Source organism: Pseudarthrobacter cellobiosi (assembly GCF_023913755.1).
GTDB classification, from domain to species: Bacteria; Actinomycetota; Actinomycetes; order Actinomycetales; family Micrococcaceae; genus Arthrobacter; species Arthrobacter cellobiosi.
In genome coordinates, this window is sequence record NZ_JAMXBJ010000049.1 from 203,709 (window position 1) to 227,912 (window position 24,204).

The window sequence follows — 24,204 nt, forward strand, 5'->3', positions numbered from 1 at the left end:
CTCCCTTGGCGTGCGTCTGGAACGGTGCGTCGTGGTTGGTTGTGGTCAGTGTTACCCGGAGCGGCCGTGAGCCAGCCCGGTGGGGAATCCAACGAGGACCGGTTCCGGGGCGGCGCAACAGCCGCTCTCCGCCGATCCGTCAGTGTCTGCTGTTGAGGCCGCGGGGACGTCGCAGCTGGTGCCGGCGTCGGTGGAGCAAACCCCGGTTTCGGGCAGTTCAAGGTGGACAGTGTCCGCCGCGGCCTGGTCGCCGGAGAGTGCCGCAGCGACGGACCTGACCTGTTCGTAGCCGGTAGCTAGCAGGAAGGTCGGCGCACGGCCATAGGACTTCATGCCGACGATGTAGAAGTCCATTTCCGGGTGGGCGAGAAGCTTGGCGCCATGCGGCTTGACCGTGCCGCAGGAATGGAATTCGGGGTCGATCAAAGGGCCCAGCTCGACGGGTGCTTCGACAGCGGGGTCAAGGTTGAGCCGGAGTTCGTGCAGGCTGACCAGGTCCGGCCGGAAGCCCGTGCAGGGGACGATGATGTCCGCTTCCAGAGTGCGTCCGTCGACGGCTTCGACGCTCACGCTGGAGTCCAGGCTCTTGAAGGCAGCGATCCCGAAGCCGGTGTGCAGTTCGATTGTTCCGGCCTCCACGAGTCGGCGGAGCCGGGCTCCGAGTTGGCCGCGGGCGGGCAGGCCGTCGGCGTCGCCGCCTCCGTAGGCCTTGTCAGCGGATGCTCCGCGCACGGCCCACAGGATGGTGGTTCCGGGTTCCTCCTTGGCGAGGTCTGCCAGATTGATCAGTGTGTTCGCGGCCGAGTGCCCGGCGCCCACGACCAGGACGCGGCGGCCCGCGAAGGAGGTGCGGTCCCGTCCTGTGACGTCCGGCAGGGGCGAGGAGATCCGGGCGGCGGCCGTGTCTTCACCGATGGCGGGCAGCCCGGAAGTTCCGAGCGGGTTGCGGGTGGACCACGTGCCGGACGCGTCAATGACGGCCGCCACGGTGTGGTCGCGGATTTCACCGCCGTCGTGTTCGACCCGGACGGTGAAAGGGGTGGCGTCACGGTCCCGGACGTGGGTTTTGTCCATGCCCTGGCGTGTAACGGCAATGACGCGTGCGCTGGTCTGGAGCCGGGAGGAGATCTCCGGGGTTGCAGCCAGCGGGGCGAGGTAATTGTCGATCAGTTCCCCGCCGTAAGGCAGTGCCGTCAGGCGAGGGGTTTCCCAACCGGCGTCCTCCAGCAAACGCACGGCCGCGGCGTCGAGGTTGAACCGCCAGGGTGAGAACAGCCGGATGTGGCGCCACTGTTCGATGGCGGATGCCGCCGTCGGGCCTGCCTCGAAGATCAGCGGCTCGAGGCCGCGTTCGAGCAGGTGGGCTGCGGTAGCAAGACCGACGGGGCCGGCGCCGATGACTGCGACGGGAAGGTTCTTTACTGGATCCATGCTGTCCTCTGTTTCATCCGTTGGTGTGCGGTTCGATCGGGGTGCCTGCCGGAGCCTTGTGGGACCGGCAGGCCGGGGCGGCGCTGTCCAGCAGCAGTCCAGATCGTCCTCGTCGCAGCAGCCCGTATCGGTGCAGCAATCGGTGTCCATCCAGTTCACCCCCTCCCCTTTCCCGGTGGTCAGGCGTGGATCGGCTCTTCGACCAGTGCGGTGGCGATGCTGTCCGCATCTTCCAGCGCGGCGAGGTAGCGTTCGGCGTCGAGGGCTGCCGCGCAGCCGGTGCCGGCTGCTGTGATGGCCTGGCGATAGCGGTGGTCCACGGCGTCGCCGCAGGCGAACACGCCGGTGAGGTTCGTGACGGTGGTGGGCGAGTCGACCTTGATGTAGCCTTCGGCATCCAGGTCAACCTGTCCGGCGACGAGTTCGGTCCGCGGCAGGTGGCCGATGGCAACGAAGATCCCGGCGGCGGCCTGCTCGCGGGTCTCCCCGGTGCGTGTATCGGTGAGGGTGACGCCGGTGACTTTGGCATCACCGTGGATGGCCGTGATGGCGGAGTTCCACGCGAAGCTGATCTTGGGGTTGTCCTTGGCGCGCTGGGCCATGATCCGGGAGGCCCGGACTTCGTCCTTGCGCACAACGACGGTCACGGACTTCGCGAAGCGGGTCAGGAAGGTGGCTTCCTCCATGGCGGAGTCGCCGCCGCCCACCACGATGATGTCCTGTTCGCGGAAGAAGAAGCCGTCGCAGGTGGCGCACCAGGACACGCCGTGGCCGCTGAGCTTCTTCTCCTCCGGCAGGCCCAACTCCTTGTAAGCGGAGCCGGTGGCCAGGATGACGGCGGGTGCCTCGTGGGTCTCGCCGGATCCGGTGACCACGCGCTTGAGGTGCCCCGTCAGCGTGACTTCCATGACGTCGTCGAACACGATGCGGGCGCCAAACTTTTCGGCCTGCTCCTGCAGCCCGTCCATCAGCTCGGGGCCCTGGATACCGCCCGGGAAGCCCGGGAAGTTCTCCACCTCGGTGGTGTTCATCAGGGCGCCGCCAGCCGTGACCGAGCCGGCCAGGACCAGCGGGTTGAGTCCCGCGCGGGCGGCGTAAATGGCCGCCGTATAGCCGGCAGGGCCGGAGCCGATAATGATCAACTGATCGGTGCTCACGTTGGTCTCTCCTGGTGCTTGAAAATGCGCGGGGTGGGTTACTTGGCGGCCGGGATCAGGGACTCGATGAGTCCTTCGATGCGCGTCTTGATCTCGTCACGGATGGGGCGGACAGACTCCACGCCCTGTCCGGCCGGGTCTTCCAGGACCCAGTCCTCGTAGCGCTTGCCGGGGAAGTAGGGGCATTCGTCGCCGCAGCCCATGGTGATCACGACGTCGGACTCCTTCACGGCCTCGGTGGTGAGGACCTTGGGGATCTCTGCAGACATGTCGATGCCCAGTTCGGCCATGGCCTCGACGGCGGCCGGGTTGACCTTGTCCGCAGGCTGGGAACCGGCGGAACGCACCTCAATCCCGCCCCTGGAGAGGGTGGTCAGGAAGGCAGCGGCCATCTGGGAACGGCCGGCATTGTGGACGCAGACAAAAAGGACGGAAGGCTTCTTGGCGGTTTCGGTGCTCACGTGTTTCTCCTGGAATCAGTTGCGTGTGGATCAGTTTTGATGAGGTCGTCGTGTCCGCACCACCCACACCGGCTAGACATTGATATGCGTCGATGTATGCAGTATCGGACAATATATTGATGGTTGTCAATATTTACGGGCGTAGACTATCAGGCAGCATGCAGTCGGGGCGCGAGGCCGGAAACGCGGTGGAAGATGTCAGTGAAGGCGCCCTCGAAAGCATCCTCCGTGTTTAGGCGCAGTGGATCCGGAACAGACCAATGGATCCCTCCCAGGTTGAGGATTTCCTCGTGGGCGTTGTCGCATACGGTCACGACGAAGTCATCATCGTGCGCCACTTCATCGAGCCGGCGCGGGGGAAGGTCCGCGAGAGCAACGCCGTGGCGACTCGCGACATCAATGGCACCCAGGGCGATGCGGTCCGCCGGATGGGTGCCCGCCGAAGTCGAGGGGATGTCGCTGACCTGATTCCAGAGTGCGACGGCCAGCTGGGACCTGGCGCTGTTGCGCGTGCAGACGAAGAGGACACGGCGGGCGCCGTGTTCGCGGCCGGGGGCCAATCCCTCCAACGCCCCTGCGGCCAGCCGGATGTAGCTGCGGCGCTTGTCCGCCTCCGAACGGTGGCGTGTCGCCAGGCCCGCGGCTTCCAGTGTGCGCAGGTGGTGCGACAGCAGGTTCGACGGCATCCCGAGCTCGGCCTGCAGCTCCGTAGGGGAAAGATCCCCCAGTGTCAGCAGGTCCACGATACGCAGCCGCGCGGGATCCGCCAGGGCCGCATGCTTGGCGACCCGCGCGCGGAAAACTTCAACTGGGTCAATGTTCATTGATTCAATTTTGACTGAGTAAATATCTTGAGTCAAGCTGTTGGTATGACTTCTCAACAACCGCCGTTGTGGCGCCGCGCCTTCGCCGAACTACTCGGTTCCAGTTTGCTCGTCATGATCGTCGTTGGCTCGGGGATCATGGCACAGCAGCTCTCCCCCAGCGACATCGGCCTGCAGCTGCTGCAGAACAGCACCGCCACGGTTCTGGGTCTGACGGTGCTGATCCTCGTCTTCGGCCCGATCAGCGGCGCGCATTTCAACCCCGTGGTCTCGCTCGTGGACTGGGTCCTCGGCCGGCGCAGCGGAACCGGATTGACACTTCCGGACCTGGGCACATATGTAGTTGCCCAAACCGTCGGTGCAATCAGCGGCAGCGTGGTGGCCAACGCCATGTTCGAGGTGGGCACTTCCATCTCGGTGAAGGACCGCGCCACCACCGGGCAGCTGCTGGGCGAAGTTGTCGCCACCGCAGGGCTCGTCCTGCTGATCTTCACCCTGGCGGCCACAAACCGGGGCACCCTCGCAGCTCCGGCCGTGGGCGCCTACATTGGAGCCGCCTACTGGTTTACGTCCTCAACGTCGTTCGCCAACCCCGCCGTGACGGTCGGCCGCATCTTCAGTGACACCTTCGCCGGCATCGCACCCGCTTCAGTTCCCGGCTTTGTGGTGGCGCAACTGCTCGGGGCGGCCGTAGGCTTGGGGCTCCTACTCGCCCTTTTCCCCTCCGTGGCGCGCAACGCGGACGACGTCGTTCTTCCGCACGCCACGGAAAAGACCAGCTCCTAAGACTTCGTCGACCGGTCCGACGGCGGGCAAGCCTCCGGAGCGTAGCCACTTCCGGGTCGAGCGGCGGGATTAATACATTGATGATGGTCAATATTCGGGCATAATAGGTACATGAACTTGCTGCCCGTAATCGATCAGGCCACGGATGACGCCTGCTGCATCCCGGCAGGTCCGCCCGCATTGGGGGCCGAGGAGGCGAAGCAGAAAGCCCTGGTCTTCAAGGCGCTGGCCGATCCGAACCGGCTGCGGCTGCTTTCCATCGTCAAGGCCGAATCCTCGGGCGAGTCCTGCGTGTGCGACCTGACCGACCCCCTGGACCTGGGCCAGCCAACGGTTTCCCACCACCTGAAAATTTTGGTGGAGGCAGGGCTGCTGCACCGCGAAAAGCGTGGCACGTGGGCCTACTACTCTCTCGTTCCCGGAGCCCTCGACGACGCCGCCGGCATCCTGGCCAATTTATGACCTACCCGGTGGCCTTGCAGAACATGGAGCAGTCCGACTGGCCGGCCATCCGACGGATTTACCAGCAAGGTATCGACACCGGGCAGGCCACCTTCGAAACCAAGCCCCTGACTGGGACTCCTTCGACCAGTCCAAGCTGCCCGGCCACCGCCATGTCGCAGTATCCAGCGAAGGTGAGGTCCTCGGCTGGGCCGCGGTTTCGCCCGCCTCCTCCCGGCCGGCCTATGCAGGAGTAGTGGAACACTCCATCTTCACCATCGTCGGGCGCAGAAACCGCATCGCCCGAATGCCACACGGCCCTCGCGCCGGCCAGTGGCGGGACACCCTCCTGATCGAGCGCCACTCCCCCGCCATCTGAACGGAGGACGAAAGCCAGCCAAAGGCCGCCATGCGCAGGCAATGCCATGATGGCCTGAATCTCCGCTTTGAGTACACGATTGCGTGAATACACACTTGGATGTACTTTGGGTATATGGAAACCCTCGTACACGCCCCAGCGCTGGCCCGGTTCGGCTACGCGGTCTCCGACCCTACCCGGGCCCGGATTCTGCTGGCATTGGAGGATGCGCCCGGATACCCGTCGGACCTGGCCGATTCGTTGGGTGTCTCACGGCAGAGCATGTCCAATCACCTGACATGCCTGCGGGGCTGCGGCCTGGTGGTGGCTGTCCCGGACGGCCGGCGGACCCGGTATGAGCTCGCTGATGCCCGGCTGGGCCACGCGATCTTGGATCTGTTGGGCGTAGTGCTGGCCGTGGATCCTGCCTGCTGTGCCCCAGATGGGACGTGCCTGGTGTGACCACGGCAATTCACAGTACGCCTGCGGCCGGCCGCCGCGTTGTTCTAAGCCGCCGAATCCGCCTGTTCGCGGCCGCGACGATCATCTACAACGTCATTGAGGCCGTCGTCGCGCTGTGGGCGGGCAACCTGGCCGACTCCTCGGCCCTCGTCGGCTTCGGCCTTGATTCGGTGATCGAGGTCGCTTCCGCAGTCGCGCTGTCCTGGCAGTTTTCCGCGCGGGACCCGGAACGGCGAGAGCACCTAACCCTGCGGATCATCGCGATCTCCTTCTTCGCCCTTGCGCTGTTCGTCTCCGTGGACTCGGTCAGGGCCCTGTCCGGAGGCGGCCAGGCACAGCATTCCACTCCCGGTATCGTGATCGCTGCCCTGAGCTTGGCCATCATGCCCGTCCTGTCCTGGCTTCAACGCCGCGCGGGCCGTGAACTTGGCTCCCGAACGGCGGTCGCAGATTCAAAACAGACCCTGCTGTGCACATATCTCTCCGCCGTTCTGCTGGTGGGCCTGGTTCTCAACAGCGCACTGGGATGGTGGTGGGCAGACGCCGGCGCGGCGCTGGTCATCGCCGGGATCGCCGCCCGTGAGGGTCTCAACGCTTGGAAGGGAGACACCTGCTGCGCCGTCCACGAGCCGGGCACCGGCAGCAAAAACGTCACCGGACGGACCGATTTGGGCGAACCGGCATCCCGGAAGTCGGATGTTGAGCAAAGCGATGCTTCCGGCTGCTGCGGCCCGGACAAGGACAAGGACAAGGACAAGGACAACGTGAGAATAGAACTGCTCCACATCGATAATTGCCCGAACATGGAAACAGCACTCGAGCGGGTGGAAGCCGCCCTCGCCGCCTTGGGGCGCCGGGACATCCGCGTCCATATGCGGCACATCAAAACTCCAGCAGATATTGCCGGGACCGGATTTGCCGGTTCGCCGACGATCACAGCAGACGGGGCCGACATCTTCCCGGACGCGGCGCCGGCCAGCGATTTAGCGTGCAGGATCTACCCCACGCCAGATGGTATTGCCGGCGTTCCGACCGTCGATCAGGTGACGGAAGCACTGACGAACCATGGCCTCTGACACTTACCATCAGTGTTCCTGCTGTGGCCGGACAATGAAGCGCGAGAAGCTCCATGCCCTCGGTGCCGAACCCGCCTACATTTGCCGGAGATGCGGGCTCCGGGTCGCCTTGCGCCCTCGCCCTAAGGCCAAGCCACATACTTGACATCGTCCCACGTCGAAGCGAGAGGCGCCGACGGCGTCGCTGTCCGGCGCTCCCTGGAAAGGCCCGCTCCTAGGACTTCATCTCAGGGGAGGTTGCTGCCCCGCGCCGCAATCCACAGCCCGTACCAGTCGGCCCGGGTCATGGCCTCCGCCACCCGGGCCGCGTCCGCGCAGGCGGCGATTCTCGCCGGATTCACGGTGCCGATCACAGGCGCAATGCCGGCCGGATGCTTCATCAGCCACCCCAGGAGGACGGCCTCCCCCGTGGTGCCGTACTGACCGGCAAGCTCCGCAACCATCGCGGCCGCGGCAGTCTCCGCCGCCGTCGGTATTTCCGGAACTGCCCCCGTGTACAACCCCTGCGCCAGCGCACCGTAAGCCTGCACGGTAACGCCGTTGCTGCTGCAGTACTCCAGGGTCCCCTGCGGGAAGCTGTAGTCCAGCGACTCCGGATGGTTCACCAGGACCTGGCTCTCCAGCCAGGCCCGCTTCAGCAGGCTCATCTCCAGCTGGTTGGCCACCACGGGCACCTCCAGCCGCTCCTGCAACGCCTTGATCTGCGCGCCGGACATGTTGGACACCCCTAGCGCCCGTACCTTGCCGTCGGCCAGCAGTTGCCCGACGGCGGCCGCCACCTCCGCCAGGTCCGTCAGGGGATCCGGGCGATGCAGCAGGAGGACGTCCACATAGTCCGTCTGCAGCCTCTTCAGGCTGCCGTCCACGCGTTCCAGGATGGATTCCCGGCTGAGGTCATAGTGTGTGGCCAGCCCGCGTTCGCGCAGCCGGATCCCGCACTTGGTCTGCAGCCGGATCCGGTCACGCAGGCCGGGCGTTGCCGCGAGGACCTCGCCGAATACTGCCTCGGACTTGCCGCCGCGGTAGATGTCCGCGTGGTCGAACAGCGTGATGCCGGCGTCCAGCGCGGCCTCGACGGCGGCAGCGGCCTCGTCCACATGCTGCACCTGATGCGGTTCGTCGGACCAGTTGCCGCCCAGGCCCATGCAGCCGTAGATGAGTTCCTGCGCGGAGGATGGAACGTTGCGTTGGGTCATTGCTTCACTCTTTCATGAGGGGCAGACGCACAGGTGGCGGGGCCCGGCCGGGCCCCGCCACCTGTTTGATCTTGGGTTATGTCAGCGCAGCCAGGCAGTGCTGTTGGCGCCCAGTTTGCCGTCCGTCAGCGGGGCACTGCTGACCAGGACAGTGCCTGCCGGCAGGTCGACGGCGGCGTCCCCGAAGTTGGTAACGGACTGCCAGCTACCGGGGCGGCGGAAGTGCAGGACCTCCGGGTTGCCGGTCTCCAGCCACTCCAGCTCCTCGCCGGCCTGCAGTTCGCGGCGCAGCTTCAGGGCCGTGCGGTACAGCTCCAGGGTGGAGTTGTCGGTGCCGTCCTGCGCCTCCACCGCGTACTTGCTGAACCAGTCCGGCTGCGGCAGGTGCGCGCCGCCGTCGCCAAAGCCGAAGGAGGTCCCTTCAACCTTCCAGGGCAGGGGCACGCGGCAGCCGTCACGGCCCACCTCAACACCCCTGTTCCGGAAGAACGCGGGGTCCTGGCGCTCGGAGTCCGGAATCTCCGCCACTTCCTGCAGGCCCAGTTCCTCGCCCTGGTACAGGTAGGCCGACCCGGGCACAGCGAGCATCAGCAAGGTGGCGGCGCGGGCACGGCGCTCGCCAAGGTCCACGTCGAGTTCCTCCTTGGGGCCGCCGGCCAGCAGCCAGCCCTTGCCGTCCTGGCCCTTGGCGTGCTTCTTGCCCTTGGACGCCTTGGGCAGGCCGTAGCGCGTGGCATGCCGGACGACGTCGTGGTTTGAGAAAACCCAGGTGGAGGAAGCACCGGTCGCGGCAGCCTCGGCGAGATTACGGGTGATGATTTCGCGGAAATCCTCGGCATCGAAGTCGGCCTGAAGCAGGTCGAAGTTGAAGGCCTGGCCCAGGCCCTCAGGGCTGGCGTAGCGGGCGCGGCGGGTGGCGTGCACCCATGCTTCGGCGACGGCGGTGCGTGGCGGGTTGTATTCGTTGAATACCTCGCGCCATTCGACGTAGATGTCGTGCACGTCGTCGCGGTCCCAGAACGGGTGCGAGCCGTCGTCGAACCCGTCGGTACCGGTGTTGGCCGCAGTCAGTTCCAGCTTGGAGAGCAGCGGCTCGGTGAGGTCTTTGGTGAGGGCGTGGGCCACGTCCACGCGGAAGCCGTCCACGCCGCGGTCGGACCAGAAGCGCAGGGTCTTGAGGAAGTCATCGCGGACCTCGCGGCTGGACCAGTTCAGGTCCGGCTGCTCCTTGGCGAAGATGTGCATGTACCACTGGCCGGGGGTGCCGTCCGGCTCGGTGATGCGTTCCCAGGCCGGTCCGCCGAAGACGGAGTCCCAGTCCGACGGCGGGAATTCGCCGTTGGGTCCTTTGCCGTCACGGAAGATGTAGCGCTCACGCGCGGTGGAACCCTTCGGCGAGGCGAGCGCCTCCTTGAACCATTCGTGCCGGTTCGAAGAGTGGTTGGGGACGATGTCGGCGATCAGCTTGATGCCGGCGGCGTGCAGCGCCTTGGCCATCTCGTCGAAGTCCGCCAGCGTGCCCAGCTTGGGGTCCACGTCGCGGTAGTCGTCCACATCGTAGCCGCCGTCGGCCAGGGCTGACGGGTAGAACGGGCTGAGCCATACGGCGTCGATCCCCAGTTCCTTCAGGTACGGGACCTTGGCCGTGATGCCCTTGATGTCACCCATGCCGTCACCGTCTGAATCGGCGAAGCTGCGCGGATAGATCTGGTAGACCGCGGCCTGGCGCCACCAGTTGGGATCGGCCAGACGGTCGGAATCGGACAGGGTTGCCAGCGTGGCAGTGGTGGACAAAGGATGATCCTTTTCTCTTGTTTGCGTTGTTCTTGGGTGGATAAGTCTGGCTATTTAACGGCCCCGCGCATGACTCCGGACAGTACCCAACGTTGGGCCAGGATGTAAACCACCAATGTGGGTGCCATGGCCATCAGGTAGGACGCGAACGCGAGGCTGTAGTTGGTGTTGAACTCGCCCTGGAACAGCATTTGGACCACGGGGAGGGTCTGCAGGGCCGGGTCGGCGATCATCATCTGCGGCAGCAGGAAGTCGTTCCACGAGCCCAGGAAGGCGAAGATGCCCACCGTGGCGTTCATGGGGGCCAGCAGCGGGAAAATGATCTTGCGGAACACCTGCCAGGTGGTGGCACCGTCCATCCGGGCCGATTCCTCCAGCTCCACCGGGATGGAGCGGACGAACGCGATGTACAGCAGCGCGTTGAACGAGATTCCGCCCAGCACGTGCAGGAAGACGACGCCGGCCGGGTTGTCCAGGCCGAGCAATGCCGTCTGCTTGATCAGCGGCAGGATGATCACCGGGAACGGAATGAACATGGCGGACAGAAGGTACACAAAGGAGCCGCGGAAGAATCGGTGGTTCCAGTTCCGCGCGATGGCGTAGGCAACCAGCGAGCTACAGGCCAACGAGCCCAGGACGCTGAAGACGGTGACGAATGCCGTGGACATAAAGGCCCGGGGGAAGTTCGTGGCAACATATGCCTCTGCGAAGTTCTCCCAGTTCAGCGGGTTCGGCCAGGCAAGCCCGGTCCCGGTGCCGATCTGGTCCGGTGTTTTCAGCGCCATGGCCACGGTGAAGTACAGCGGAAGCAGGACAGTCAGCGAGGCCACCAGCATCAGGGCGGTGAGCCACCAGTTGATCTTGAAGCCCTCGCGGCCGGACGGGCGTCTTGTGAGGACGCGGGCGCTGCGCTGTGGAAGTAGTGATGAGGTCATTACAGTGATACCCCCCGGCGCTGGATGAGGCGCAGCTGGATGACGGAGATCAGCAAAGTGATCAGGAAGTAGATGACCGCGTTGGCCATCTGGTAGGAATAGTCGCCACCCGTGAAGCCGGAGAAGATGCGCATGGCCACTGACTGGGTTGCCATGCCGGGTCCGCCGCCTGTGAGGCCCACGATGATCTCGTAGGTCCCCAGGAATCCCTTGAAGCCGAGGATCACATTGATGACGAGATAACCGAGGATGAGGGGCAGGGTGAGGCTGAGGAACTGCCGGAAACTGCCTGCTCCGTCCAGGTCCGCGGCTTCGTAGACTTCGGCGGGCACGCTCTGGAGACCCGCGAGGTAAATGATGGTCGCCCCGGGCGCAGCCTGCCACACCGTGACCAGGACAATGGCCAGCCAGGCGAGGTTTTCGTTGGCCAGGATGCTGGTGGCAAGCGGCGTTAAGCCGAACCGTTCAGCGAGCACCGGCAGGGTGTTGGAGAACAGGTAGTTGAAGACAAACGACACCACCAGGGCTGAGAGCACCATGGGGATGAAGAACACGGTGCGGATGCCGGTGCGCCACTTGATTTTCGCATTCAGTCCAAGGGCGATGGCCAGGGCCACGATATTGACCACCACGGTGGTGGTCAGGGCAAAGACGAACGTGAATATGTAGGACTGCAGGATTGCCGGGTCCTTGAAGATGTTGACGTAGTTGGACAGTCCGATGAACTTCCAGTCACCGTAGCCTGCGTAGTTGGTAAGGCTGAAGAACACACCAACCAGCGCTGGCAGGGTGATGAAGAAGGCGAAAAGCGCCAGGACCGGCACTACCATCCAGTAGTAGGTGGGGTCGATCCGGCGCTTGGACCGGACAGCGGGCGCACGGGCGGGGTCGTTGTGCGCGGCCGGGGTTGTCTCAGCCGGCAGGGCAGTTGCGGTCATGGGGGCTCCTGGGATCGGGGTGGGCATCAGACCGCTGTCCGCTCGGCGACGCGGCGCCATTCGTCGTCGACCGTGGTCAGGAACTGTTCACCGTTCTTGTTGAAGACGAAGGACTGGATGTAGTTGTTCATGGGGACCGACGGCGGGAAGTATGTTCCGGCGCCCTGGTAGTAGCGGCCTTCGGCCACGTGGGCGGCAACACCGCGGAGATGGGGGTTGCTCACGGCAGGGGCACCCAGCAGCGGAGAGAACGCTGCGTTCTTCTCGTTGTACGTGTTGACCACAGACGGTTCCAGCAGGTAGTTGAGGAACCTCTCCGCAGCGGCCCTTTTCCGCGTGTTCCGGGTGATGGAGAGTGCCATGTCCACGTTGACGCGCACCTTGGTCTGGTCCGGGTCGTTGGTGACCGGCAGCGGAAAGGTGCCCAGCTTGATGTCCTTGTTGGCCTGAACCAGCTGGGAGAGCGCCCACGGCCCCTGCAGATACATGGCGGCCTGGCCCTTGCCGAAGGCGGCATTTCCGTCAGAGTAGTTCTTGCTGGCCGCCCCGTTCTGTGAGTAGGACGCAAGCTGCAGGATTTTTGGCAGCGAGGAGCGGTAGTGATTGCTGAATGACTCGGGGGCGGACTGCGGGATGTTGGCGCCCTTGGCCATAAGGTCTCTGAAGAACCCGCCCACGTCCAGCATTCCGCCGGTGACGTAGTCGAAGGCGCCCTGGCGGAGGGTCCAGGCGTCCTTGAACGTCCCGTAGATCGGTGTGATTCCAGCTGCCTTGAAAGTCTCACACGCGGCGATGAAGGCGTCCCATGTGGTTGGCACAGCCACACCGTGGGCTGCGAAGGTGTCCCGGTTGTAGATGACCCCGGCCGCGGCAATGGAAAACGGCAGGGCGCTGGTTTCGTTCCCGTTGTATTGTCCCCAGGAACTGATGAGGTCCTGGAACTTCGGATCGATGGTCTTGGCTACGGGAAGACCGGACAGGTCGGCGAAGATTCCCTTCCGGACGAACTCAGCCGTTTCGGTCGCGAACCCCCGGGTCACGACGTCGGGCGGATCGTTGCGGACCAGGCCGGGGACGAAGTTGCCCTCATTGAAGTCCTGGATGACCCGGAGATCCGGGTTCAGGGCTTCGAAGTTTTTGATCACCTGGTTGAAGTAGCCCACCACCTCCGGCTTGTTCTGCATAAACCGCAGGGTGGTGACGCCGGACTGCTGCCCTGTGCCGGCGGCGCAGCCGGTGAGGGGAAGGAAGGCGGCTGCGCCGGCCAGGCCGGCCGCGCGGAACAGCGAGCGCCTGCTGGGCAGTGTTGCGGCCATGACGCCGTTCACAGCGCCTGGGCCGACGTACGGGAGTGGCGGGGAGGGGTCTGTGGTGAAGGCGGGCAGTGCTTCGGGATGCGGTTCACGGTTGCTCCTTTGCAAAGGCTGAATGAAGGACTTGGAGAAGGCCGGTGGTCGGCGGCCGTCCGGCCCACCTGGCAAGGGTTGTTTATTTTGAATCTAAATTTAGTTTCTCAAGTATTATGTGGTGCAGAACACAGGGGGTCAACACCATGTCCGAAATTTCCGTCGCAACGCCCCAGCTACTCAGGCGGGTGAGTGCCGGAGCCGTGCTGGATTTCATGCGGGCTTCGGAGGCCGTAACGGTCACCGAGGTCATGGAAGCCACCGGACTGACACGGGCCACGGCCATATCAGTGTGCGAGGACCTCATGCACCGCGGCTGGATCCGGGAGCTGGAAAACCAGCGGGCCTTCGGCGGCTACCAGAAAGGCAGGCCGGCACGGCGGTTCGAGCTCAACGAACGCGCAGGCTACGTTTTGGGCATGGACGTAGGCGTCTCCAAGGCCACCGTGGTGGTGTCCGACCTTCGCGGAAAGGCGCTCGGCAGGTCCAGCCAGCCCTTCGCGGCAGCGGACATCCCCGCCGAGGAGCGTATCGTTGTGATTGACCGCACCGCCATGATGGCCCTCCACAGCGTGGGGGCTGCCCCCGAGTCCGTCCTGGCGGTCTGCGCCGGCATTGCGGCGCCGGTGGACCGTAACGGCGAGGTGCTGGTGACGCAGCACTTCTGGGGACTGTTCGACGTCGGCCTGAAGGCCGCCCTACGGGACCGGCGGGGCTGGACGGTGCTGCTGGAAAACGATGCGAACCTGGCCGCCCTGGGCGACCGCTGGCGGGGCGCCGCTGCCGGCGTGGACGACGTCGTGGTCATCCTCGCGAGTGAACGCCTCGGTTCGGGCGTGATAGACGGCGGACGGCTGCTGCACGGCCGCGGCGGAGGCGCCGGCGAGCTCGCCTTCCTCGACATGCTGGAGGGAGTGGGAGACACCTACGGCATCGCCTCACTGGCCAGGAGATGGGCCGCAGAGGCGCTTGCGGGCAAGGCCAAGACGTCGCTCCGGGACTACGCCGCCAAAGGCGCGGAAGCAGAGCACGTCTTCGCGGCCGCCGCGGACGGCGATGCCGTGGCGCGCGCGATTCTTGAACGCCTGGCCGACAGGATGGCAAGGGTCATCGGGGCCGTCGCCACCATGATCAACCCCGAACTCGTGGTCATTGGCGGGGCTGTAGCGAACTCCGCCGGAGTGCTGCTCGAGCCGATCGCCAGGCACCTGGCCAAGTACACCGTCACTCCGCCGCGGGTGGCGGTCTCGCCCTTGGGCGATTCAATCGTGACCGTGGGAGCCGTGCGGTGCGCCCTCGACTACGTGGAAAAGAACACCCTGGACCTGGAGCTCGCGGTTCCGGACTAAGCTGCGTGCCCCAACGGTGTTATTCCAGCGTCGCGGCCGGCCCCTGGGCTACGGCTGCGGCTCCAGGGCGGCCGCAATCGGAAGTGTACCGTCACGGAATTCGATGGTCCTCCCCGCCGTTTCGGGCAGGTCAAGCACCGCGGCGGCCACACTGGCCGTGTTGCTGCGGGAGGTTGCCCCGCTGCCGTCCGTTCCGGGGTCCACTTCGATGAGCCCTGTCCCCGGCTGGTCGGTCAGCGTCCCCGGACCCAGGATGGTCCAGGCCAGTGCGGTGCCGCGCAGGTACTCATCCGCCGCCGCCTTGGCGTCTGCGTAGGCAAAGAAGCTGTTCTCCGCCGGGACGCCATGGTCCGGCCCCGCGCCCAGGTAGGACACCATCACATAACGCCCGACGCCGGCCTCCGCCGCCGCGTCCATCGACCGGATGGCCGCGTCCCGGTCCACCGCATAGGTACGTTCCGGGCTTCCTCCCCCGGCCCCTGCAGACCAGACCACGGCGTCATGGCCCCTGAGGGCATCGGCGATTGCCGCCGTCGTCGAATTCTCAACGTCCAGGACCGACGGCGTAGCGCCGGTAGCCGCGACGTCGGCGGCATGGTCCGGGTTGCGGATGATGGACGTGACGCTGTGACCTTCGGTTGTAAGAAGCGTGGACAGGTGGAGAGCCACTTTGCCGTGGCCGCCGATGATAACGATGCTGGTCATGACCCCATTCTGCCCCTTATGCCCGTGTGCGGTAGCGGAGGTAGACCACGCCGTTTCCAAAGGTGTGCTCTTCGAGGAGTTCCACCCGCAGGCCCAGCCCGTCCGGCAGGAAGCGCAGGCCTCCTCCCACGGCCACCGGATTGAGGAACATGCGGCATTCGTCCACCAGCCCGGCGTTGAGCGCCGCAGCGGCCAAGGTGGGGCCGCTGATGCTGACGTGCGCGTCCGTGGCGTTCTTGAGGTCCCGGACGGCGTCGGGAACAAAGGTCCGCTCGATCCTGGTCTTGGCCGTGGATGCGGCGGTGAGAGTGGTGGAGTAGACAACCTTGTCTGCCCCTTGCCAGATCCGCGCGAAGTCCCGGATGTAGTCCGGCTGATCGGGGGTATCGAAGGTTTCCCACGCAGACATGACCTGGTACATGCGGCGGCCGAAAAGGTAGGTGCCCACATCGCGTTCGAGATCATTGACGAACGTATGGACTTCCTCGTCCGGCTCGCTCCAGCTGAAGTTGCCGTTGCGGTCCGCGACATATCCGTCCAGTGACGCGATTGCTGAGTAGATGAGCCGGCCCATGCGGCCCATTGTGCCGCCGTCGGCAGCGGATGGGTAGGCTGTAGCGGCCGCGGGGTGCCCGCCCCGCGGTGAGGGGTGAGGTTTCAGCGCTTCGGGCGGCCGTTAGCGTCGAAACCTCACCCCTCATTTGATGGTGAACTGCTGCGCCATGGTCCAGAGGTTGGTGGTAGTCCAGTAGATCAGGACGCCGATCGGGAAGAGGACGCCGCCCACACCGAAGACGAGCGGCAGGGCATACAGGATCACCTTCTGCTGGCGCGCGAGGGGATTGTCTGCGGCTTCGTCAGGCACGGTCCGGGCCACGATGCGTTGTTGCGTGATGAACTGTGCGGCCGTCATGGCCAGGATCATCAGGATGGTCAGTACTGCGACCGCAGCGGGGTCGCCACCACTGCCGTGCAGCACGGACGCTGACAGCGGGGCGCCGAAAATGCTTGATTCGTCGAACTGCACAGCCTGTTCGTGGGTCATCGCTCCGATGCCGCGGGCTTCCCTGGCTGCGACTGGGATGCCGGAGAGTACCTGGAAAAGCGCGAAGAAGAACGGCACCTGGATGACCATCGGCAGGCAGGCGGACAGCGGGTTGGTCCTGTGTTCCTTGTAGAGGGCCATCTGTTCCTGGGCCATGGCCTGCCGGGACAGCTGATCGGTCTTGCCCTTGTACTTGTCCTGCAGCCTCTTCAGGTCCGGCTGCAGGAGCCGCATCCGGCGTTGGGCCTTGACCTGCTGCAGGAACACCGGAATCAGGGCGGCACGGATGATCAGCACGAGGCCGATGATGGACAAAGTCCACGTCCAGCCGCTTGCCGCAGGCATGCCCATGGTGCTCAGGACGTCATGGATCCCGACCATGATGGCGGACACAATCCAATTGAACGGACCCATGATTGTTCCGAAGAAGTCCACTGATATCCCCCATCGCCATGTGCAGCAAAGCTACGGCGAAAAGGAGCGCTTGTCACGGCCTCGCACCGCCGCAAACACACCGTCGTGCGGGGGAACAGAAAAGCCCCCGGAATCCGTGGATTCCGGGGGCTTAGCCTGTAGCGGTGGGGAGGCTCGATCTCCCGACCTCACGATTATGAGTCGTGCGCTCTAACCAACTGAGCTACACCGCCACGAATGAGAAAAACCTGCGCCAAGCCGGTCAAAAACCGCCTTGACACAGGCCCTCATCCAGAGCCCCCCACCGGAATCGATCCGGTGACCTCGTTCTTACCAAGAACGCGCTCTACCACTGAGCTAGGGGGGCAACGAGTAAATACTCTACCCGAAGATTTGGCCACCAACAAATCGGCTCCAGAACGACGCCCGCGGCGCCAAAAGTGCCGGAAATTCGGGCTTTCTGGGCCCTCCGGACGACCCATAAACCGGCCCAGGGACGGATCCCCACGGGGATGTGACGAAGCGAACTTAAGCAGCAAACTTAAAGCAGAACGGGCCGGCAGGAAGCCGGCCCGTTCTCAATTCACTTTAGGAAGCAGTGGTTACCACTTGTTGCGGGGCTTGAAGCCGCCTTCGGTGCGCGGCTTGCGTGCCGCGTCGGTGCCCACGCTGCGCTCGTTGCGGTCGCTGAAGGAGCGGCCGCCGCGGTCAGCGGAGCTACGCTCGCCGTCGGTCTTGCGGAATTCCTTCTTGAACCCGCCGTTGCCCTTGAAGTTGCCGCCACGGTCGCCGCCACCGGCGCCGCCGCCGGAGTAACCACCACGGTCGCCACCGCCGGAGTAACCGCCGCGCTCGCCGCCGCCACGGTTGCCCTGGTAGCCGCCACGGTCGCCGCCGCCACGGTTGCCCTGGTAGCCGCCACGCTCGCCATCGCCGGAGGGCTTACGGCCGTTGTCCAGCTCGAGGTGGATCAGCTCGCCGCCGATCCGGGTGCGGGACAGAGCCTTCAGCTGGTCGGCACTGAGATCCGCTGGGAGCTCCACGAGGGAGTGGTCCGCACGGATGTCGATGCCGCCGATGTTGGCCGAGGAGATGCCGCCTTCGTTGGCAATGGCGCCCACGATGGAACCCGGCATAACGCGCTGGCGGCGTCCGACGGCGATCCGGTAGGTGGCGTTTCCCTCGGTGAGGGTACGGGTGGGGCCACGTGAGCCGAAGCCGTCCTTGGAGCGCTCGCGCTTCTGGAAATCGGGAGCTGCGGCCAGTTCCTTGACCAGCAGAGGCTGACCGCCCTGGGCCATCACGGCCAGCGCAGCAGCGATCTCCGAGGCCGGCACGTTGTGCTCTTCCTCGTAGGAGGAGATGAGGTCGCGGAATGCTGCAACGTCCTCGGACTCGAGGGTCTCCGTGATGCGCTCGGCGAACTTGCCCAGGCGCAGCGTGTTGACGGTCTCGGCCGTGGGCAGGTGCATCTGCTCCACCGGCTGGCGGGTGGCCTTCTCGATGGAACGCAGCAGGTACTTCTCCCGCGGCGTCATGAACAGGATGGCGTCGCCGGAACGGCCTGCACGGCCGGTGCGGCCGATGCGGTGCACGTAGGACTCGGTGTCGTGCGGGATGTCGTAGTTGACCACGTGGCTGATGCGCTCAACGTCAAGGCCACGGGCCGCGACGTCGGTGGCCACCAGGATATCGATGCGGCCTTCCTTCAGCGCCTCGACAGTGCGTTCGCGCTGCTGCTGCGGGATGTCGCCGTTGATGGCGGCAGCCTGGAAGCCGCGGGCCTTCAGCTTGTCAGCCAGGTCCTCGGTAGCCATCTTGGTGCGCACGAAGGCGATAACGCCGTCGAACTCTTCAACCTCGAGGATGCGGGTCAGGGCGTCAAGCTTGTGCGGGCCCATGACCTGCAGGTACCGCTGGCGGGTGTTGGCGCCGGTGGTGGTCTTGGACTTGACCGAGATCTCGGCCGGGTTGTTCAAGTACTGCTTGGACATGCGGCGGATCTGGCTCGGCATGGTGGCCGAGAACAGTGCAACCTGGCGGTCCGACGGGGTCTGCTGGAAGATCTGCTCCACGTCTTCGGCGAAGCCCATGCGCAGCATTTCGTCAGCCTCGTCCAGCACCAGGTACTGGAGCTCGGACAGGTCCAGGGAACCCTTGGAGATGTGGTCGATCACACGGCCGGGAGTACCGACAACAACCTGGGCACCGCGGCGCAGGCCGGCGAGCTGGGGGCCATAAGCGGAGCCGCCGTAGACGGGGAGGACGGTGAAGTCATCGATGTGCTTGGCGTACGAGGTGAAGGCCTCGGCAACCTGCAGCGCGAGCTCGCGGGTCGGAGCCAGGACCAGGGCCTGGGTCTTGCGGGACGGGCCGTTGAGGTCGTGGAGCTCGGCCAGGCGGGACAGGGCCGGTACTGCGAATGCTGCAGTCTTACCGGTGCCGGTCTGGGCGAGGCCCACAACGTCGCGGCCTTCAAGCAGCAGCGGGATGGTTGCTGCCTGGATGGGGGAAGGCTTTTCGTAGCCGACGTCCATCAGGGCAGCGAGGACGCGGCCGTCGATGCCGAGATCGGCGAACTTCACGCCCTCTTCTTCTTCGGCTTCCTCAGCCTTGGCGGGTGCGTCTTCGGTCTTCGCAGCGGGCGCTTCTTCGACCTTGGCAGCAGGCGCTTCTTCGACCTTGGCGGGGGCTTCAGCTTCGGTGGCGGCGGGCTCTGCTGCGGGGGCAACGGCCTCGGTGAATTCGACAGCGACGGTTTCGGCAGTTACTGCTTCGGCGGTGAAAGCTGTCTCGTCGTTGGTCTGATTTTCAGGCATAGGGAAATTTCCTCATCCATAGGGGGCCAGGCGGCACAACCCGAGGTGAGCGGAGCCGCAGTACGTGTGCCGTGGGTGCCGGGCATACATTGACCGGCCGGTCACTTAGAAGTCCGGCGCTTTCGCAATCCCGTGGCAGGACTTCCCGCTGCATCTCTTGGCTGCTATCCCAGCAGTCTGTACAGCGTTTTCTTTAGCCGGCTCTCCCTATGAAAATGCCCGCATCACATTAGCGGGCCCCAACACTTGCCAGTCCTGCCTCAAAAATTGGGCAGGAATAAGGGATTTCCGGAGTGGGGGATGTTTCAAGTGTAAGGTACAGATCCGCTTTGCGGCTAATTGAACGTACGACGGCGGCGGTGAGCTTGCGCACATGGTCGTCGAGTTCCATCCGGCTATGGCCGTGACGCTACCGTCCCAGCCGCCGCAGCAGCGCCTCAAAGGTGTCGTGATACTCGGACTGGAGGCGTATCTCACCGTCGGCGTCGGCATCCCGCAACGCTTCCATAGACTCAAGGTCAGGCTCGCTGAACCACTTTCCGATGGTGATGCCGTGGGTCGGCACGAAAAGCCGGTGGATGTGGTCGCCCGCCTGGACAGTGCCGGTGCGGATCACGCGCAGGTAGGTACCAACCCGGCCCGCTTCCGTGAAGCGCTTGACCCATTGCGGCTCCCCCATCCGACGCTGGAAGGCGGCGCACGGGACGCGCGGCGAAGTGACTTCAACTTCGACGTCGAACCCGATCTTCCAGCGTTCCCCGATCACTGCCCCGGTGGTCTCGATGCCGGCCACTCGAAGGTTTTCCCCGAATATCCCGGGCGGGAGGTCGCGCTGAAGCTCCTTCGCCCAGTAGTCGGCATCATCCTGGGAGTAGGCGTAGATGGCCTGGTCCTCCCCGCCATGGTGGACCCGGCTCGCCTGGACGTCACCGTGGAGGCCGAGTTTGTGTACTTTAACGGGACCTTCCACCGGCCGCTTATCGATGGCGGTGACTCCCACGCTGCCTTCATCGGGAAGGAGCTGGTGGACACGGCAGACGGCTAGCACTGATGCGGTTTCCATGGCTCCAGTGTAGGGTTCCCGGCGTTACAGCCACCGTTGGAACCGGAGATGGGCAGTTCTCTCCCGTTTCGTGCTCGCAGCCGGACCGGGCAGAGACTACGCTGATTTCAGGATTGAGCTTCCGGCGCACAGCTGCGCCCACATTCAGCATGGACTACCAAGGGGGGACGTCATGGACCCGGAAAAGGACCAAGGCAACGGTCCGGACAAAGACCCGGCCAAAGACCACGGCAACGGTCAAGGCAAGGACCAGGGGGCGCCGAAGCCGCCGCCGTGGCAGGTTCCCAAGCCGGAGCTGCGTCCTGAACTCCTGAATGAACCCATTCCCACGGTTGATCCCTTCGCCCGGGACCGCGAGCGCCAGACCCATGATGCGGCCGCGCGCAAGAAGCGTTCCCAGCGGCGGACCGTAGTGGTGGGGTTGGGAGTCACGGCCCTCCTTGCTGGCACCATCACCGCCGTCGTGGCCAGCAACCAGGATGAGGCCGACTACGCCCAGGTCTGTTTCAACGACGAAACCGGCGAGCGCGTGGAGGACACGCAGTGCAACAGTTCGGCTGGGCGCAGTGGTGCACTCTACGCGTGGTACTTCTACTCCCGCGGCGCCAGCGTTCCCGGGGTGGGCCAGAACCGGTCCTCGTACCCGAGCTACACCAGCACCATCCCCAGCGGTGCCAAGGCTTCCACCGGGTACAGCACCAAGGGCGGAACGGTCAGCAGGGGCGGCTTTGGCAGCAGCTCCAAAGGCGGAAGCACGGGGGGCTAGGCGTGAAGCGGTTGTTATCGGAGCCCAGGCCCGACTGGAAGCAGAAGATCGAAGAGCAGGGCCTGGTCTTCTCCACCACCACCATGCCCGACGGTAAGAAGATCGAATACTGGAACGAGGCCGCCTACTACGAATTCACCATGGACGAGGTGGAGACGCTGGAGGTCACGGCCGAGGACATGCACAAGATGTGCCTGGAGGCAGCCAAATTCCTGGCCACGGGCGCCATGGGGAACATCGGCATCGGCCCGCAGGCACTGGAGCTCGCGGCAGAGTCTTTGCAGGCCGCGGACATGGATGTCTACGGGCGCTTCGACTTTATCTATGACGGCCAGGGCGGACCGGCCAAGATGCTGGAGTACAACGCCGACACCCCCACCGGCCTGATCGAGGCCGCCGTCGCGCAGTGGTTCTGGCTGCAGGACGTGTTCCCGGAAAAGGACCAGTGGAACGGCATCCATGAGGCTCTGATCCGGCAGTGGAAGAAGATGCAGTACCGCACCGGCATGAGCACGCTCCACATAGCCCATTCCGAGGCTGAGGAGTCCGGCGAGGACTGGATGACGGCCGGATACATGCGTGACGTGGCCAGCCAGGCGGGCTGGACCACCATCGGCATCAACATGTCCGATATCGGCTGGGATCCCAACCTGAACCGCTTTGTGGACCTGGACAACTTCATGATCAGCACCATGTTCAAGCTGTACCCCTGGGAGCTGATGATGAAGGAGCCGTTCGGGCACCGGCTGCTGCAGCGCGCACACAATCCCCGCTGGGTGGAGCCTGCGTGGAAGATGCTGCTCTCCAACAAGGCCTTGCTGGCCGCGCTGTGGCACCTGTACCCGGACCACCCCAACCTGCTGCCCGCCTACCTCAACGAGCCAGGTCCCCTGAAGGAATGGGTGGCCAAGCCGCTGCATGGCCGCGAAGGCGACAACATCAAGATCCATGCCCCGGGCATCAGCCTGGAGCAGCCCGGCGGGTACGGCCGTGAGGGCTGGTGCTACCAGCAGTTCCATGCGCTGCCCGACTTCGACGGCAACCACCCCGTCCTTGGCCTGTGGGTGGTGGACGGCGAATCCGTGGGCTGCGGGATCCGGGAATCGGACGGCCCCATCACCGACTATTTCTGCCGTTTTGTGCCCAACACCATCGACGCCCCGGCGCCGCTTTCAGCGCAGGCCCACTCCAGCAAAGCAGGTATCGCACTATGAGCCCCCTGACCTTCCCGAGCCCGGTGACAGTATGAGTGCGGAGACGACGACGGCGGGCGGCGGTTCCGGCGGACCCTCCGGCGGTGCCGTCCCCGCCAAGGGGCTCCACGCGGGAATCCTGGACCTCGGCGACTCGGTCATGCTGGGCCTCGCCTCCACCGCGCCCGTGTATTCGCTGGCCGCCACGCTGGGCCTGATCGTCGCCGTCAACGGAACCTACACTCCCCTGATCCTGGTCCTCGGGTTCATCCCCGTCCTGTTCATCGCCTACGCCTTCCGTGAGCTGAACAGCGCCATGCCGGACTGCGGCACCACGTTCACCTGGTCCCGCCGGGCGTTCGGTCCCTGGGCAGGCTGGCTGGGCGGCTGGGGTGTTGCCCTGGCCGGCATCGTGGTCCTGGCCAACCTGGCACAGGTGGCAGGACAGTACCTGTGGCTGCTGATCGGCGACGGCTCAGTGGCAGAAAACAAGGTGGTGGTCACAGCCACCGGTGTGCTGTTCATTGTTTTTATGACCCTGGTGAACTACCGGGGCATCAGGCTGGGCGAACACGTCCAGAGGGTCCTGACCTACGTGCAGTACGTTTCATTGGGCATCTTCGCGCTGGCCATCATAGTGCGGATCGCGGGCGGGGCTCCGGAGGGCCAGGCGTTCGATTTCGAGTGGTTCAACCCGGCCGGAGCCTTTGCTGACCCCTTCGCCGTGGTGCACGGTTCGCTCCTTGCCCTGTTCATCTACTGGGGCTGGGATACCTGCCTCGCGGTGAACGAGGAGACCGAAAACCCGTCAGTCACTCCCGGCCGCGGCGCTGTTATTTCGGCCTTTGTCCTGGTGGCCATCTACGTCTCGGTGGCCCTCCTGGTCATGATGTACGCCACCGTGGGTACCGAGGGCATTGGCCTGGGCAACGAAGCGAACCAGTCCGACGTCTTCCTGGCCATGAAGGACGTGGTCCTGGGTCCGTGGGGCTGGCTGATTGTGGTGGCCGTGCTGGCTTCGGTCCTGTCGTCCACGCAGACCACCATCCTGCCTACGGCCCGCGGCACACTGTCGATGGGTGTGCACGGCGCGCTGCCGCCGAAGTTCGGCGAAGTCCATACCCGCAACCAGACCCCCGGATTCTCCACCCAGGTCATGGGCGCAGCGGCCGTGGTGTACTACGTGGCCATGAGCTTCCTCAGCGAAAACCTGCTCTCCGATTCCATCAGCGCCATCAGCCTGTTTATCGCGTTCTACTACGCGCTGACGGGCTTCGCGTGCTTCTGGTATTTCCGGGGCACTTTCAGGGAATCGGCCCGCAACCTCTGGTTCCGTGGCATCCTTCCGCTGCTCGGGGCACTGATTCTGACGGCGGCGTTCTTCATTTCCGCTGTCCAGATGTGGGATCCGGCGTACGGTGACACGCAGATCTTCGGTGTCGGCGGGGCGTTTGTCAGCGGCGTGGTACTCCTGGCCTTGGGCGTTGTCCTGGCCGTTGTCTGCCGGTTCCTGCCGTCAACGCGGGAGTACTTCACCGGGAAGCCGGCGTCGGGGGCTGCCACACCGACGTCGGCCTAAGATACT

At 64.9% G+C, this 24,204-nt stretch carries 22 protein-coding genes, 2 tRNA genes and 1 pseudogene; 9 read left to right on the forward strand and 16 right to left on the reverse strand.

What is annotated here, in order from left to right:
- Window positions 1-51: 51 nt before the first annotated feature.
- The 4 genes from NG696_RS16890 to NG696_RS16905 form a co-directional block, all read right to left on the reverse strand.
- Window positions 52-1,431 (reverse strand): FAD-dependent oxidoreductase, encoded by a 1,380-nt coding sequence (locus tag NG696_RS16890; protein ID WP_252576204.1) that lies wholly within the window; start codon window positions 1,429-1,431, stop codon window positions 52-54.
- 179 nt (window positions 1,432-1,610) lie between these two features.
- Window positions 1,611-2,588, reverse strand: coding sequence for a thioredoxin-disulfide reductase (gene trxB, locus NG696_RS16895; protein ID WP_252569624.1), 978 nt, complete (start codon window positions 2,586-2,588; stop codon window positions 1,611-1,613).
- A gap of 38 nt (window positions 2,589-2,626) precedes the next feature.
- Window positions 2,627-3,049, reverse strand: a complete 423-nt coding sequence (locus tag NG696_RS16900) for an arsenate reductase ArsC (protein ID WP_252569627.1) — start codon at window positions 3,047-3,049, stop codon at window positions 2,627-2,629.
- Window positions 3,050-3,198: 149 nt separating this feature from the next.
- Window positions 3,199-3,873 carry an arsenate reductase/protein-tyrosine-phosphatase family protein gene (locus tag NG696_RS16905; RefSeq protein ID WP_252569629.1) on the reverse strand — a complete coding sequence of 225 codons (675 nt, stop codon included), beginning with the start codon at window positions 3,871-3,873 and terminating at the stop codon, window positions 3,199-3,201.
- A gap of 45 nt (window positions 3,874-3,918) precedes the next feature.
- Between NG696_RS16905 and NG696_RS16910 the strand changes: the two genes are divergently transcribed.
- The 5 genes and pseudogenes from NG696_RS16910 to NG696_RS16930 all read left to right on the forward strand — a co-directional run.
- Window positions 3,919-4,659 (forward strand): aquaporin, encoded by a 741-nt coding sequence (locus tag NG696_RS16910; protein WP_252569630.1) that lies wholly within the window; start codon window positions 3,919-3,921, stop codon window positions 4,657-4,659.
- A 111-nt stretch (window positions 4,660-4,770) separates the two neighbouring features.
- A complete protein-coding gene (locus tag NG696_RS16915) occupies window positions 4,771-5,121 on the forward strand; it encodes an ArsR/SmtB family transcription factor (RefSeq protein WP_252576205.1) in 351 nt (116 codons plus the stop codon).
- 235 nt (window positions 5,122-5,356) lie between these two features.
- Window positions 5,357-5,479, forward strand: a complete 123-nt coding sequence (locus NG696_RS21145) for a hypothetical protein (RefSeq protein WP_374208712.1) — start codon at window positions 5,357-5,359, stop codon at window positions 5,477-5,479.
- 114 nt (window positions 5,480-5,593) lie between these two features.
- Window positions 5,594-5,920 (forward strand): ArsR/SmtB family transcription factor, encoded by a 327-nt coding sequence (locus tag NG696_RS16925; RefSeq protein ID WP_252576206.1) that lies wholly within the window; start codon window positions 5,594-5,596, stop codon window positions 5,918-5,920.
- A pseudogene (locus NG696_RS16930) lies at window positions 5,917-6,564 on the forward strand (cation diffusion facilitator family transporter); the annotation flags it as partial. The gene NG696_RS16925 and the pseudogene NG696_RS16930, both read left to right, overlap by 4 nt.
- 659 nt (window positions 6,565-7,223) lie before the next feature.
- Here the strand turns inward: NG696_RS16930 and NG696_RS16935 are convergent.
- The 5 genes from NG696_RS16935 to NG696_RS16955 all read right to left on the reverse strand — a co-directional run bounded on the left by NG696_RS16935 (window position 7,224) and on the right by NG696_RS16955 (window position 13,175).
- The gene (locus NG696_RS16935) at window positions 7,224-8,192 is read right to left on the reverse strand and encodes an aldo/keto reductase (RefSeq protein WP_252576207.1); all 969 of its coding nucleotides are present in this window, start codon (window positions 8,190-8,192) and stop codon (window positions 7,224-7,226) included.
- Window positions 8,193-8,273: 81 nt separating this feature from the next.
- Window positions 8,274-9,986, reverse strand: coding sequence for a glycoside hydrolase family 13 protein (locus NG696_RS16940; protein ID WP_252576208.1), 1,713 nt, complete (start codon window positions 9,984-9,986; stop codon window positions 8,274-8,276).
- 50 nt (window positions 9,987-10,036) lie between these two features.
- On the reverse strand, window positions 10,037-10,921 hold the full coding sequence (locus NG696_RS16945) for a carbohydrate ABC transporter permease (protein WP_305884426.1): 885 nt from the start codon (window positions 10,919-10,921) through the stop codon (window positions 10,037-10,039).
- Entirely contained in the window at window positions 10,921-11,859 is a 939-nt protein-coding gene (locus NG696_RS16950) for a carbohydrate ABC transporter permease (RefSeq protein WP_252569645.1), read from the reverse strand. Before NG696_RS16950 ends, NG696_RS16945 begins: the two co-directional genes overlap by 1 nt.
- A gap of 26 nt (window positions 11,860-11,885) precedes the next feature.
- Window positions 11,886-13,175, reverse strand: coding sequence for an ABC transporter substrate-binding protein (locus NG696_RS16955; RefSeq protein WP_252576209.1), 1,290 nt, complete (start codon window positions 13,173-13,175; stop codon window positions 11,886-11,888).
- 236 nt (window positions 13,176-13,411) lie between these two features.
- Here NG696_RS16955 and NG696_RS16960 point away from each other — a divergent pair, with 236 nt between their 5' ends.
- Window positions 13,412-14,614: an ROK family transcriptional regulator gene (locus tag NG696_RS16960; RefSeq protein ID WP_252576210.1), complete on the forward strand. Its 1,203-nt coding sequence runs from the start codon at window positions 13,412-13,414 to the stop codon at window positions 14,612-14,614.
- 48 nt (window positions 14,615-14,662) lie between these two features.
- Here NG696_RS16960 and NG696_RS16965 read toward each other — a convergent pair whose 3' ends face one another.
- From NG696_RS16965 to NG696_RS16995, 7 genes are all read right to left on the reverse strand, one after another.
- Window positions 14,663-15,319 (reverse strand): SDR family oxidoreductase, encoded by a 657-nt coding sequence (locus tag NG696_RS16965; protein ID WP_252569653.1) that lies wholly within the window; start codon window positions 15,317-15,319, stop codon window positions 14,663-14,665.
- A 16-nt stretch (window positions 15,320-15,335) separates the two neighbouring features.
- The gene (locus NG696_RS16970; protein WP_252576211.1) at window positions 15,336-15,893 is read right to left on the reverse strand and encodes a dihydrofolate reductase family protein; all 558 of its coding nucleotides are present in this window, start codon (window positions 15,891-15,893) and stop codon (window positions 15,336-15,338) included.
- A gap of 123 nt (window positions 15,894-16,016) precedes the next feature.
- Window positions 16,017-16,799 carry a membrane protein insertase YidC gene (gene yidC / locus NG696_RS16975; RefSeq protein WP_252576212.1) on the reverse strand — a complete coding sequence of 261 codons (783 nt, stop codon included), beginning with the start codon at window positions 16,797-16,799 and terminating at the stop codon, window positions 16,017-16,019.
- 138 nt (window positions 16,800-16,937) lie between these two features.
- Window positions 16,938-17,011 (reverse strand) — tRNA-Met (locus NG696_RS16980).
- A gap of 62 nt (window positions 17,012-17,073) precedes the next feature.
- Window positions 17,074-17,145: transfer RNA gene (locus NG696_RS16985), tRNA-Thr, on the reverse strand.
- 235 nt (window positions 17,146-17,380) lie between these two features.
- Window positions 17,381-19,597 (reverse strand): DEAD/DEAH box helicase, encoded by a 2,217-nt coding sequence (locus NG696_RS16990; RefSeq protein WP_252569663.1) that lies wholly within the window; start codon window positions 19,595-19,597, stop codon window positions 17,381-17,383.
- 409 nt (window positions 19,598-20,006) lie between these two features.
- On the reverse strand, window positions 20,007-20,660 hold the full coding sequence (locus NG696_RS16995; RefSeq protein ID WP_252576213.1) for an MOSC domain-containing protein: 654 nt from the start codon (window positions 20,658-20,660) through the stop codon (window positions 20,007-20,009).
- Window positions 20,661-20,832: 172 nt separating this feature from the next.
- Here NG696_RS16995 and NG696_RS17000 point away from each other — a divergent pair, with 172 nt between their 5' ends.
- The 3 genes from NG696_RS17000 to NG696_RS17010 are packed head-to-tail and all read left to right on the forward strand — an operon-like array spanning window position 20,833 to window position 24,198.
- Window positions 20,833-21,426, forward strand: a complete 594-nt coding sequence (locus NG696_RS17000) for a Tat pathway signal protein (protein ID WP_252576214.1) — start codon at window positions 20,833-20,835, stop codon at window positions 21,424-21,426.
- Window positions 21,427-21,428: 2 nt separating this feature from the next.
- A complete protein-coding gene (locus tag NG696_RS17005) occupies window positions 21,429-22,640 on the forward strand; it encodes a glutathionylspermidine synthase family protein (RefSeq protein WP_252569670.1) in 1,212 nt (403 codons plus the stop codon).
- A gap of 31 nt (window positions 22,641-22,671) precedes the next feature.
- The gene (locus NG696_RS17010) at window positions 22,672-24,198 is read left to right on the forward strand and encodes an APC family permease (RefSeq protein ID WP_252576215.1); all 1,527 of its coding nucleotides are present in this window, start codon (window positions 22,672-22,674) and stop codon (window positions 24,196-24,198) included.
- Window positions 24,199-24,204 lie beyond the last annotated feature (6 nt).